This window comes from Streptomyces sp. NPDC004629, from assembly GCF_042873595.1.
Classification (GTDB): Bacteria; Actinomycetota; Actinomycetes; order Streptomycetales; family Streptomycetaceae; genus Streptomyces.
In genome coordinates this window covers 142,790-155,338 of the sequence record NZ_JBIALO010000006.1, presented here as the reverse complement: position 1 = coordinate 155,338, position 12,549 = coordinate 142,790, and the positions used below count along the sequence as shown (strand labels likewise).

The window sequence follows — 12,549 nt, the reverse complement described above, 5'->3', positions numbered from 1 at the left end:
AGTTCCTCCGCGATTTCCCCAGGGTCCCCGTCACCCTCGTTGCCCCCATGCTCCTCAACGACGGCCACCACCCTAGAGTCCCGTCCTGTACGGGTGACTTCAGCCACCTGTCCGCAGCACGGCTGCGACAATCGGTCCGGCCGCGTCGCTGCCGTGGCCGGCGTCCTGGGCCATCGCCGCCGCCGCGATGTCGCCCCGGTACCCGGTGAACCAGCTGTTGGACCTGGTCTGTCCGTCGACCTCCGCGGAACCGGTCTTCGCGCCGATGTCGCCGCCGAGACCGGCCATCACGCCGGCCGCGGTGCCGCTGGTCGCGGTGCGGTGCATCATCGAGCGCAACTGCTGCACCGTGCCCGCGGGCAGCCCCCGCGCGCGGGCCGGTTCGCGGCCGTCGAGGCCGAGCGGCACGATCACCGGCTGCCTGAAGGTGCCCGTCATCGCGGTCGCCGTCACCGACGCCATGTTCAGCGGGCTCAGCTGGACCTGGCCCTGTCCGATGAGGGCGGCCGCCATGTCCGGGCCGCCGGTGGCCGGCACCGAGCCGTCGAAGGACGGGACACCGGTCTGCCAGTCGTCCCGGCCGAGGCCGAAGCGGTCCTCGGCCTCCTGGGTGAGCGCGTCGGTCTTCAGATCGTCGGTGTACTTGATGAACGCCGTGTTGCAGGAGCGGGCGAAGCTCTCGGAGAGCGTCGCGTTCTGGTTCGGGGCCAGGCTGTCCAGGTTGTGGAAGGTCTGGCCCTCCCACATCGCGTCCGGCGTGCAGGGCGCGGGACCGTCGGCCGTGGTGATCCCGTTGTCGATGAGCGTGGCGGCGCTGATGATCTTCATGGTGGAGCCGGGGGCCAGCTTGCCGAGGAAGGCCGCGTTGAAGCCGTCCTCGCGGTGGTTGGCGACCGCCAGCACCTCTCCCGTGCTCGGCCGCACCGCCACCACCGAGGACTCCGGGTACTTCCGCACCGCTGTCTCGGCCGCGGCCTGTGCGTTCGCGCTCAGCGTCGTCCGCAGCCGGCCCGCCCGGCCCTCGGCGAGGGTGAGCAGCGGGGTGTCGGCGGCGCCGTCGGCCTCGTGCCGGATCGCCAGCTCCACCCCGGGTCTGCCGCCCGCCTTCGCGCCGTACTTGTCGCGCAGCTCGTCCAGGATGGGGCCCAGGGACGGGTAGGCGTCCTTCGTCAGCACCTTTCCGTTGCGGTCCACCGCCTCGACCGGCGGGCTCGCGGACTCCCCGGTCACCAGCGTGTCGCCGGGCCGCAGTTCGGGGTGCACGACGGAGGGCCGCCAGTCGACCAGCGCGCGGTGCGTGGTCCGGCCGCGCACGATCGTCATCTCGCTCTTGTAGGCGAGCGGTTCGGACTTACCGTCGTACGACACCGTCGCCCTGACCGTGAAGGGCACGGTGGGGCCGGTCGCCGTGCCGGGCGTGATCCGCACGTGCGTGATGTGCGCGTCCTGCGCGTACGCCGTCAGCAGCGGCTCGGCGCCGGTCGAGTTGTCCGTGTACGAGGCCGCCGTCGCCGCCTCGCCCTTCTCCCAGGCGGCGAAGAACTTCCGCGTGGTCTCCCGTACTTCGGCGCCGGTGGGCGGCCCGGTCCGCACGGCCGCGGGACCGCCGCCCGTCCCCCCGCCGCCCTGCACGGCGGACACGATGTTGTACGTCCCGTACCCGGCCCCCGCCGCCAGCACGGCGAACGCACCGCCCACGATGGCGGCCTTGGCCCCCCTGCGCATACTGCCGATCCCCTCCCCGTGCCCCCCATGACCGTCTCCCGAACTGTAGGCGGCACCGCGGTGCGGAGGTGAGGGATGTTGTCGGATGGTGTCCGAACGGAGATCGGTCCCGTATCGCCGAGAGCGGCTGAGCGCTCGCCCCTCTCAGACCCAGGTGTCCAGCCACATCCTCGATCTCCAGTTGTCGATGGGGATCGCGGTGCCGGTGTACAGGGGCCAGAAGTAGATGAAGTTCCAGGCGATCAGGAGGACCAGGACGCCCGCGCCCGTGGCGCCGATCACCCGGCGGGTGTCGGTGGAGCCCGGCGGGCCGACGAGCGCGCCGATCAGCATCGCCACCGCCAGGCACAGGAACGGCACGAAGACGATGGCGTAGAAGAAGAAGATCGTGCGCTCCTGGTACATGAACCAGGGCAGATAGCCGGCGGCGATGCCGCAGGCGATGGCGCCCGCGCGCCAGTCGCGGCGGAACAGCCAGCGCCACAGGACGTACAGGATCGCGAAGCAGGCCGCCCACCACAGCAGCGGCGTGCCGAGCGCCAGGACCTCACGGGCGCACTTCTGGCCCGCGTCGGCCGGGCAGCCGTCCGCGCCGGGGGAGGGGGACTCGTAGAAGTACGAGACCGGGCGGCCCAGCACCAGCCAGCTCCAGGGGTTGGACTGGTAGGTGTGCGGGGACGACAGGCCGACGTGGAACTCGTACACCTCGTGCTCGTAGTGCCACAGGCTGCGCAGCCAGTCCGGCAGGAACGTCCAGTGGCCGCCCTTGCCGTCGGTCGCCGCCCAGTTGCGGAAGTAGCCGCCCGAGCCGTCGGCGGGAGACAGGATCCAGCCGGTCCAGGAGGCCAGGTACACCGCGATCGCCACCGGGACCGTGGCCAGGAACGTGATGCCCGTGTCGTACTTGAGCACCGCCGCATACGGGTGCCGCGCCCCGGCCACCTTGCGGGCGCCGACGTCCCACAGCAGCGCCAGCACACAGAACGCGGCGAGGATGTAGAGGCCGTTCCACTTGGTGCCGAAGGCCAGCCCGAGCATCAGGCCCGCCGCCCAGCGCCAGGGGCGCCAGCCCAGACGGAACGTGTCGGCGGTGTGCGCGTCCGGGCGGATCCGGCCGTCGGCGTCGGCGGGCAGCGCGGCGGCGAGCCGCGCCCGCGACCGGTCCCGGTCCACGACGAGACAGCCGAAGGCCGCGAGCACGAAGAACATCAGCACGCCGTCGAGCAGCGAGGTGCGGCTCATCACGAAGTGCAGGCCGTCCACCGCCATCAGCGCGCCCGCCAGACAGCCGAGGAAGGTCGAGCGGAAGATCCGGCGGCCGATGCGGCACAGCAGCAGCACGCTGAGCGTCCCCAGCAGGGCCGTCATGAACCGCCAGCCGAACGGGTCGAACCCGAAGATCAGCTCGCCCAGACCGATGACGTACTTGCCCACCGGCGGATGCACCACGTACGCCGCGTCCGTGGGGATGGTCAGATGCCCGCCCGACTGCAGGACCAGGTCGTTGGCGTTCTTGTCCCAGTTGACCTCGAAGCCGCGGTGGACGAGCGCCCAGGCGTCCTTCGCGTAGTACGTCTCGTCGAATATCACCGCCTTCGGGCCGCCCAGGTTCCAGAACCGCATCGCGCCCGCCATCAGCGTCACCAGCAACGGGCCGAGCCAGCCCGACCAGCGGGTGATCCGCTCGGCCAGGGCCGGTGGCACGCCCAGGACGAGCCAGAGGCGCGGACTGGGCTCGGCGTACGGCGGCACCAGGCGGTCGCGGACTTCGCCGGCCGTGGCCGGGCCCGCCGGATAGCCGAAGCGGCGCAGCCGCTGGAGCCACGACGGCCGCTGGTCGTGCGGGGCCTGGTCCTGCCGGGTGTCCGTGGAGGACGCGGTACTGGTCACCGCGCCATCGTAGGGAACCCTTCTGTGTGAGTCCCGCGCATGGGCGCTACGGGTCCGGATGCGCCCCCATCCGTCCGCCCCTGGGAGGATGGGGGCGTGACTGGAACCCTTGTCTTGGCGGGCACTCCCATCGGCGACGTCGCGGACGCGCCGCCGCGGCTCGCGGCGGAACTGGCGGCCGCGGACGTCGTGGCCGCCGAGGACACCCGGCGGCTGCGCCGGCTGACGCAGGCGCTCGGCGTCACCACGAAGGGACGCGTGGTCTCCTACTTCGAGGGCAACGAGTCGGCCAGGACGCCCGAACTGATCGCCGAACTGTCGGGCGGCGCCCGGGTGCTGCTGGTGACGGACGCCGGGATGCCGTCGGTCTCCGACCCCGGGTACCGGCTGGTCGCCGCCGCCGTCGAGCAGGACATCCGGGTCACCGCGGTCCCCGGGCCGTCCGCCGTGCTCACCGCCCTCGCCCTGTCCGGGCTGCCCGTCGACCGGTTCTGCTTCGAGGGTTTCCTGCCGCGCAAGGCGGGCGAGCGGCTGTCCCGGCTGCGGGAGGTCGCCGGGGAGCGGCGCACGCTGGTGTACTTCGAGGCGCCGCACCGCCTGGACGACACGCTCGCCGCGATGGCCGAGGTGTTCGGCGGGCAGCGGCGGGCCGCCGTCTGCCGGGAGCTGACCAAGACGTACGAGGAGGTGCGCCGCGGCCCGCTCGCCGAGCTGGCCCGGTGGGCGGCGGACGGGGTACGGGGCGAGATCACCGTCGTCGTCCAGGGCGCCCCCGAGCCCGGTCCCGAGGACCTCGACGCCGATGAACTCGTGCGCCGGGTCCGGGTCCGCGAGGAGGCGGGGGAGCGGCGCAAGGAGGCGATCGCCGCGGTGGCGGTCGAGGCGGGGGTGGCCAAGCGGGTGGTGTTCGATGCGGTCGTCTCCGCGAAGCGCTCCGCTGGGTAGGGCCGGGGTGCGGGGTGCGTTGTGGGGGTGGGGGCGGCGTTGCGGGGTGCGGGTTGTGTGGGGGTGGTTGCGCAGTTCCCCGCGCCCCTAGGGGGCGCCGTGGGGGTTGGGGTGGGTTGTGGGGTGCGGGTTTGTGTGGGGCTGGGCGCGCCGTTCCCCGCGCCCCTTGCGGGGCGGGTTGTTCGCCATGTGGGGGTAAAGGGACGGTGGGCAAGGCAAAGGGCTGGGCTGGGTGTTGGGGTGGTGGGGCAAGGGACGGCCAAATCGGGTCCAACACTCGACAGGGCCGGTGCATTCGGGTCGGCGGAGGCGTCCACTGGTGGAAGGGTCCGGCGGACAAGAGGAGCAGCTGGCATGAGCGAGATCGCAGGGCAGACCGGCCTCCGCGGGGCGGCGACAGCCGTCGTTCACGAGTCGTATTCCTTCGCCTGCATGCGCTGCGGGCACGGCTGGGAGCAGTCGTACGAGATAGAGCACCACACGGACGCCGACGGTGCCGAGTTCGTCATGTACGTGACGGACGGGCGGGTCGTCCCGTCGCCGCTGAGCCGGCCCGTGTGCCAGAACTGCGACGGCCGCGTGCTGCGGATCATGCGGGCGGGGCAGGTCTCGTCGGTGCTCGGCGCGGCGCACGGCAACCGGCACCGCACGCCCCCGGCCGGACCGGTCGAGGCACCGGAGGTGCCGGCGGCGCGGACGGCCGAGCGGGAGCCGGAGCCCCCGCACCACCACTGGCACCTGTCCGATCTCCTCCATCCGTTCCAGCGCAAGGCGGGCTGACCGGCGCAGGGCTGACCGGCACAGGGCCCGCGCAGGGCGGGCCGGCCGCGGCGGCATGCCTCTTTCGTAGGATCGGGGCATGCCTTCGAACGCCGACAAGAACGCGGCGCCGCCGCTCCCGGAACCCCTCCGGGTGCCGGTCGCCGACTCCCACACCCATCTCGACATGCAGTCCGGCACGGTCGAGGAGGGCCTTGCCAGGGCCGCGTCGGTGGGGGTGACGACGGTCGTCCAGGTCGGCTGCGACATCAAGGGCTCCCAGTGGGCCGCGGAGACCGCCGCGGCGTACGACGCTGTGCACGCGACCGTCGCCCTGCACCCCAACGAGGCCCCGCGCATCGTGCACGGCGACCCTGGGGGCACCTCCCAGCCCTCCGGGGCTGGGGGAGGGTCGTCCCGGCATGGCGCCCGGGAGGCGGGCGGCGACGCCGCCCTGGACGAGGCGCTCGCCGAGATCGACCGGCTGGCCGGGCTGCCGCAGGTGAAGGGCGTCGGCGAGACCGGGCTCGACTACTTCCGCACCGGCCCCGAGGGCGTGGCGGCCCAGGAGCGGTCCTTCCGTGCCCATATCGAGATCGCCAAGCGGCACGGCAAGGCCCTGGTCATCCACGACCGTGACGCGCACGCCGACGTGCTGCGCGTCCTCAAGGAGGAGGGCGCCCCCGAGCGCACCGTCTTCCACTGCTACTCGGGCGACGCCGCGATGGCCGACGTGTGCGCACGCGAGGGCTACTTCATGTCCTTCGCCGGGAACGTCACCTTCAAGAACGCCCACCAGCTGCGTGACGCGCTCGCCGTCGCCCCGTTGGAGCTGGTCCTGGTGGAGACGGACGCCCCGTTCCTCACTCCGGCGCCGTACCGCGGACGGCCCAACGCGCCCTACCTGGTTCCGGTGACGGTGCGGGCGATGGCCGCCGTGCGCGGCATCGACGAGGACACCCTGGCGGCGGCCCTGGGTGCGAACACGGCACGCGCCTTCGCCTACTGACCGACGCGTGACCTCTCCTCGCTGTCGGTAGTTGTGTCGTTTTGGAGAGTGACGGGCGCTCCGCTAGGTTCTGGGGGCCTTTTGGACCCCTTCTGGCCCTCTGGAGCGTGTCGGTGTGAGCAATCCGCAGTACGAGACGTACGGGACGCATGGGACGTACGGGTACGGGACGCATGGGATGTACGGGTCCTACGGGACGTACCCCCAAGGCCCCGGCCCGGCCCCGGCCCCGGCGGCGGGGTACGGCACGTGGGAGACGCCCGTCACCGGCGGGGCGCACCGGCCCGCCCACCAACAGCCGCTGCTGCCCCGACAGGCGCCGAGCGGGACCGGGCCGGACCTGCGCGAGCCCGTTGTACGCCCCCGCTCGGACCGGCGCGCCGCGCACCGGCGCCGGGCGCGCTACGCCCGGCGCTCGGAGCCCGCGATGCGCCGACTGGTGCCGCAGGCCCTGGTCGTCGCCTTCCTGGCGGGCGGCACCAGCGCGTTCGTCGCCAAGGACAAGGCGATCGAGCTGAGCGTCGACGGCAAATCGCGCACCCTGCACACCTTCGCCGACGATGTGACCGAACTGCTCGCCGAGGAAGGCGTGCCGGTGGGGGCGCACGATGTGGTCACGCCCGCCCGCGGTTCGGCGCTCAGCAGCGGCGACGAGATCGCGGTGCGCTACGGGCGCCCCCTGCGGCTCACGATCGACGGCCAGCGGCGCCAGGCGTGGACGACGGCGCGTACCGTCGAGGAGGCGCTCGGACAGCTCGGGGTGCGCGCGGAGGGCGCCTATCTGTCGGCCGCCCGCTCCCAGCCCATCGGCCGCGCCGGGCTCACCCTCGACGTGCGCACCGAACGCGCGGTGACGGTCATCGCGGACGGCCGCGCCCACACCGTCCGCACCAACGCGGCGACCGTCCGCGAGACGGTCGAGCAGGCCGGGATCACCCTGCGCGGCCAGGACACCACGTCCGTGCCGTCCGGCAGCTTCCCGCGGGACGGACAGACGGTGACCGTGCTGCGGGTGACCGGCGCCAAGGAGGTCCGCGAGGAGCCGATCCCGTTCCAGGTGCGCCGGACCAACGACCCCGCGCTGTTCCGGGGCATCGAGGTGGTCGACCGTGCCGGACAGCCGGGCGTGCGGCGCGTGACCTATCTCCTGCGGACCGTCAACGGGGTCCGGCAGAAGCCCCGCCGGGAAAAGTCCCGGGTGGTCCGCGAGCCGCTCACCCAGCTCGTCCGGGTGGGCATCAAGCCGCCGCCGCCCTCCGTCGCGGGCGCCGAGGGACTGAACTGGCGGGCCCTCGCGGCCTGCGAGTCCAGCGGGCGGCCCACCGCGGTGGACCCCTCGGGCACCTACGGCGGCCTCTACCAGTTCGACACGCACACCTGGCGCAGCCTGGGCGGCAAGGGTCGCCCGCAGGACGCCTCGTCGGCGGAGCAGACGTACCGAGCCAAGAAGCTGTACGTGCGCCGGGGCACAAGCCCCTGGCCGCACTGCGGGTCACGCCTGTACGGGTGAGCGCCGGCGGCCCCGCCGGGGCGCGGCCCCGCCGGGGCGCCGGGTCGCCGGGGCGAGGGGCCGCGGGGCCGAGGGGCCACGGGGCCGCCCGACCGGCCGGTGGGCGAGGGGGCCGGTCGCGGCCCCTTACCCTTGTGCCGTGAGCAGCCCCACCCCCGACGCCCTCCTCGGCCCCGCCGACATCCGTGAGCTGGCGGCAGCGCTGGGCGTGCGCCCGACCAAGCAGCGCGGCCAGAACTTCGTGATCGACGCGAACACCGTCCGCCGTATCGTCCGCACCGCCGGGGTCCGCCCCGACGACGTGGTCGTCGAGGTCGGCCCGGGTCTCGGCTCCCTCACCCTGGCCCTGCTGGAGGCCGCCGACCGGGTCACCGCCGTCGAGATCGACGACGTGCTGGCCGCCGCGCTGCCCGCCACGATCGCCGCGCGGATGCCGGAGCGCGCCGACCGGTTCGCGCTGGTCCACTCCGACGCCCTGGACGTCGCCGCGCTGCCCGGCCCCACCCCGACGGCGCTGGTCGCGAACCTGCCGTACAACGTGGCCGTGCCCGTGCTGCTGCACATGCTCGACACCTTCCCCGGGATCGAGCGGACCCTGGTGATGGTGCAGTCGGAGGTCGCGGACCGGCTCGCCGCCGCGCCCGGCTCGAAGGTGTACGGCGTCCCCTCCGTCAAGGCGAACTGGTACGCCGAGGTGAAACGGGCCGGGGCCATCGGGCGCACCGTCTTCTGGCCCGCGCCGAACGTGGACAGCGGGCTGGTCTCCCTGGTCCGGCGGGCCGAACCGGTCAAGACCACGGCGTCGAGGCGGGAGGTGTTCGCGGTCGTCGACGCGGCGTTCGCGCAGCGCCGCAAGACCCTGCGGGCGGCACTCGCCGGATGGGCCGGTTCCGCGGCGGCCGCCGAGGCGGCCCTGGTCGCCGCCGGGGTCTCGCCGCAGGCCCGCGGGGAGTCGCTGACCGTGGAGGAGTTCGCGCGGATCGCGGAGCACAAGGAGAGCAAGTGAGCGTCACGGTACGCGTACCGGCCAAGGTCAACGTCCAGCTCGCCGTGGGCGCCGCCAGGCCCGACGGCTTCCACGACCTGGCCAACGTCTTCCTCGCGGTCGGCCTGTACGACGAGGTCACCGTGACCCCGGCGGACGAACTGCGGGTCACCTGCGCAGGCCCGGACGCCGGTCAGGTCCCGCTCGACGGCACCAACCTCGCGGCGCGCGCCGCTCTCGCGCTCGCCGGGCGCCACGGCATCGAGCCCGCCGTGCACATCCACATCGCCAAGGACATCCCGGTGGCCGGTGGCATGGCGGGCGGCAGCGCGGACGGGGCGGGCGCGCTGCTGGCCTGCGACACGCTGTGGGGGACGGCCTCCTCGCAGGCCGAACTCCTCGACATCTGCGCGGAGTTGGGCAGCGATGTGCCGTTCAGTCTGCTTGGCGGGGCGGCCCTTGGCACCGGGCGCGGCGAGCAACTGACGGCGCTCGATGTCGGCGGCGCCTTCCACTGGGTGTTCGCGATGGCCGACCGGGGCCTGTCCACGCCGGCCGTCTTCCGCGAGTTCGACCGGCTCGCCGAGGGCCGTGCCATCCCCGAGCCGGTGGCCTGCCCTGATCTCCTGGACGCGCTCGCGAAGGGGGACCCGGACCTGCTGGCGGCCGGCGTCTCCAACGATCTCCAGCCCGCGGCTCTGTCCCTCTTCCCGGAACTGGCGGACACCTTGGCGGTGGGCCGCGCGGCAGGCGCCCTCACGGCGCTGGTCTCCGGTTCGGGCCCGACCACCGCGTTCCTGGTCCGTGACTCCGGGTCGGCGGAGAGGGTGGCGCGAGCACTGCGGGTATCGGGGACGTGCCGCACGGTGCGTACGGCGGTGGGGCCGGTGCCGGGGGCGACGGTGCTCTGAGGGGCCTCAGAGCTTGTCGATGGCGGTCAGGTCGATGTCGATGGGGTAGGGCTTGTCGACCTTGATGCGGTCGCGGTGCATGCCCATGTGCACATACGCCTTGGTGAGCGGGTCGAGTTCGTAGACGTGGACGACGGGCCTGCCGCTCGCCCCGCTCGCCTCGACGCGCCAGAAGTTCGGGATCCCGGCGGTGGCGTACTTCTGCGGCTTGGTCGTGCGGTCACGGGACTCGGAATCGGGCGAGACGACTTCGACGGCCAGGAGTACGTCCTTGGCTCGGTAGCTCGTCTGTTCCGGCCCGGTGATCGCATCAGCCCGGATCACGCTCACGTCCGGTTCGGGGCCGTTGCGCTTGTCGAGGACCACGGTCATCTCCCGGCTGACCCTGAACTCGGCGGGCAGACCACTGCTGCGCAGGCCGAAGACGAGCAAGTCGACCATGTTGCCGTGGAAGCGGCGCTGCGGACTCACGAAAACCAGAGTCCCGTCGATCAGCTCGGTGTGCGGCGGGAGATCAGGCAGCGTGAACAGGTCGTCCACGGTGTAGCCGTCCTGCGGCGGCACCGGCCACTGCACGTGGTGCTCGACGGACATGGTTCCTCCCATGGACGGGATCCTGCTGCCTGCCCTCCACGGTAACCGCCGAATCCCGATCACGTCATCACAAAGAGTGACTGACCCCGCGCGCCCCGCCCCCGCCGCCGCAGGCCCTACGCTTGAAGGCTGATCGATCCCCGCGCACAGGAGTGAAATGGCCGTCAACCTGGTCAATGTCGAGAACGTCAGCAAGGTGTACGGCACCCGTGCGCTGCTGGACGGCGTCTCGCTCGGCGTGTCCGAAGGGGACCGGATCGGGGTCGTCGGACGCAACGGCGACGGCAAGACCACCCTCATCCGGATGCTCGCCAAGCTGGAGGAGGCCGACACCGGGCGCATCACGCACTCCGGCGGGCTGCGGCTCGGCGTGCTCACGCAGCACGACTCGCTCGACCCGGCGGCCACCGTGCGGCACGAGGTCATCGGGGACATGGCCGACCACGAGTGGGCGGGCAACGCCAAGGTCAGGGACGTGCTGACCGGCCTGTTCGGCGGGCTCGACCTGCCGGGCTTCCCGGCGGGCCTGGACACCGTCATCGGCCCGCTCTCCGGTGGCGAGCGGCGCCGTATCGCGCTCGCCAAGCTGCTCATCGAGCAGCAGGACCTGCTCGTCCTCGACGAGCCCACCAACCACCTCGACGTGGAGGGCATCGCCTGGCTGGCCGGGCATCTGCGGGAGCGGCGTTCGGCGCTGGTGTGCGTGACCCACGACCGCTGGTTCCTGGACCAGGTGTGCACCCGGATGTGGGATGTGCAGCGCGGCGCGGTCTACGAGTACGAGGGCGGCTACTCCGACTACGTCTTCGCCCGCGCCGAGCGCGAGCGCATCGCCGCCACCGAGGAGGTCAAGCGGCAGAACCTGATCCGCAAGGAGCTGGCCTGGCTGCGGCGCGGCGCACCCGCCCGGACTTCCAAGCCGCGGTTCAGGGTCGAGGCCGCCAACGAGCTGATCAAGGATGTGCCGCCGCCCCGGGACAGCAGTGAGCTGATGAGGTTCGCCTCCTCGCGGCTCGGCAAGACCGTCTTCGACCTGGAGGACGTGAGCGTCCAGGCCGGTCCGAAGATGCTGCTCAAGCACGTCACCTGGCAGCTCGGCCCCGGCGACCGCATCGCTCTGGTCGGGGTGAACGGCGCCGGGAAGACCTCGCTGCTGCGGGCCATGGCGGACGCGGCGCGCACCGACGGCGAGGCACAGCCCGTGAGCGGCCGGATCGCCGTCGGCAAGACGGTCAGGCTCGCCTATCTGTCCCAGGAGGTCGCCGAACTCGACCCGGCCTGGCGGGTCCTGGAGGCCGTGCAGCAGGTGCGTGAGCGGGTCGACCTCGGCAAGGGGCGCGAGCTGACCGCGGGGCAGCTGTGCGAGACGTTCGGCTTCACCAAGGAGAAGCAGTGGACGCCGGTGGGCGATCTGTCGGGCGGTGAGCGGCGGCGGCTGCAACTGCTGCGGCTGCTCATGGACGAGCCCAACGTCCTCTTCCTTGACGAGCCCACCAACGACCTCGACATCGAGACCCTGACCCAGCTGGAGGACGTGCTCGACGGCTGGCCCGGCTCGATGATCGTCATCTCCCACGACCGGTTCTTCGTCGAGCGCACCACCGACCGGGTGTACGCGCTGCTCGGTGACGCCACGCTGCGGATGCTGCCGCGCGGCATCGACGAGTACCTGGAGCGGCGCCGGCGCATGGAGGAGGCCCAGGCCGCCTCGGCCGCCGCCGCGCCGAAGCCCGCGTCGCCGGAGCGCAGCGCCGCCGACCAGCGGGCCGCGAAGAAGGAACTCCAGCGGATCGAGCGCCAGTTGGACCGCGTCTCGGAGAAGGAGGCCAAGCTGCACGCGCAGATCGCCGAGCATGCCACCGACTTCGCGAAGGTCGCCGAACTCGACGCCCAGCTGCGCGACTTGGCGGCCGAGCGCGAGGAACTGGAGCTGCGCTGGCTGGAACTGGCGGAGGACGCGTAGCGCTCCGCGGGGTCTGCCGCGATCGGTTGTCTGCGGCTCCGTTGTGGCTGGTCGCGCCCGCGCGGCGGAGCCGCAGATCGATACAGCCCCGCGCCCCTTTGGGGCGCCGAGGTGAAGGGGGCGTGAAGGCGCGTAACGGCGGTATCACGGGCCGGTCCTCCCTTGGGAACAGGGGTGGATCCGGCCAGGGCCGTGTTCGGTTCCGGGTGATAGAAAGGGCCGTCTGAGTACCGTCTGAGAACGACCTTGGGTCCATCG

Annotated in this window: 10 protein-coding genes; 7 read left to right on the top strand and 3 right to left on the bottom strand. The window is 72.6% G+C overall.

Annotated elements, in window-relative coordinates; all coding sequences use genetic code 11:
- Positions 1-99: 99 nt before the first annotated feature.
- Complete coding sequence (locus tag ACFYTE_RS11180) at positions 100-1,725, bottom strand: penicillin-binding transpeptidase domain-containing protein (RefSeq protein ID WP_388707908.1); 1,626 nt, start codon at positions 1,723-1,725, stop codon at positions 100-102.
- A 144-nt stretch (positions 1,726-1,869) separates the two neighbouring features.
- Positions 1,870-3,615, bottom strand: a complete 1,746-nt coding sequence (locus ACFYTE_RS11175; protein WP_388707905.1) for a dolichyl-phosphate-mannose--protein mannosyltransferase — start codon at positions 3,613-3,615, stop codon at positions 1,870-1,872.
- A 96-nt stretch (positions 3,616-3,711) separates the two neighbouring features.
- Between ACFYTE_RS11175 and rsmI the strand changes: the two genes are divergently transcribed.
- From rsmI to ACFYTE_RS11145, 6 genes are all read left to right on the top strand, one after another.
- Positions 3,712-4,560: a 16S rRNA (cytidine(1402)-2'-O)-methyltransferase gene (gene rsmI / locus ACFYTE_RS11170; protein WP_388707903.1), complete on the top strand. Its 849-nt coding sequence runs from the start codon at positions 3,712-3,714 to the stop codon at positions 4,558-4,560.
- A 354-nt stretch (positions 4,561-4,914) separates the two neighbouring features.
- Positions 4,915-5,340, top strand: a complete 426-nt coding sequence (locus ACFYTE_RS11165) for a hypothetical protein (protein WP_388707900.1) — start codon at positions 4,915-4,917, stop codon at positions 5,338-5,340.
- A gap of 79 nt (positions 5,341-5,419) precedes the next feature.
- Positions 5,420-6,328: a TatD family hydrolase gene (locus ACFYTE_RS11160; RefSeq protein WP_388707897.1), complete on the top strand. Its 909-nt coding sequence runs from the start codon at positions 5,420-5,422 to the stop codon at positions 6,326-6,328.
- 115 nt (positions 6,329-6,443) lie between these two features.
- Complete coding sequence (locus ACFYTE_RS11155) at positions 6,444-7,838, top strand: ubiquitin-like domain-containing protein (protein ID WP_388707894.1); 1,395 nt, start codon at positions 6,444-6,446, stop codon at positions 7,836-7,838.
- 139 nt (positions 7,839-7,977) lie between these two features.
- Entirely contained in the window at positions 7,978-8,844 is an 867-nt protein-coding gene (gene rsmA, locus ACFYTE_RS11150; RefSeq protein ID WP_388707891.1) for a 16S rRNA (adenine(1518)-N(6)/adenine(1519)-N(6))-dimethyltransferase RsmA, read from the top strand.
- Complete coding sequence (locus ACFYTE_RS11145) at positions 8,841-9,734, top strand: 4-(cytidine 5'-diphospho)-2-C-methyl-D-erythritol kinase (RefSeq protein ID WP_388707888.1); 894 nt, start codon at positions 8,841-8,843, stop codon at positions 9,732-9,734. Before rsmA ends, ACFYTE_RS11145 begins: the two co-directional genes overlap by 4 nt.
- A gap of 6 nt (positions 9,735-9,740) precedes the next feature.
- On the opposite strand, the gene ACFYTE_RS11140 is transcribed toward ACFYTE_RS11145, so the two are convergent.
- Positions 9,741-10,340: a Uma2 family endonuclease gene (locus ACFYTE_RS11140; RefSeq protein WP_388707885.1), complete on the bottom strand. Its 600-nt coding sequence runs from the start codon at positions 10,338-10,340 to the stop codon at positions 9,741-9,743.
- 145 nt (positions 10,341-10,485) lie between these two features.
- Here ACFYTE_RS11140 and ACFYTE_RS11135 point away from each other — a divergent pair, with 145 nt between their 5' ends.
- Positions 10,486-12,291 (top strand): ABC-F family ATP-binding cassette domain-containing protein, encoded by a 1,806-nt coding sequence (locus ACFYTE_RS11135; protein WP_388707882.1) that lies wholly within the window; start codon positions 10,486-10,488, stop codon positions 12,289-12,291.
- Positions 12,292-12,549 lie beyond the last annotated feature (258 nt).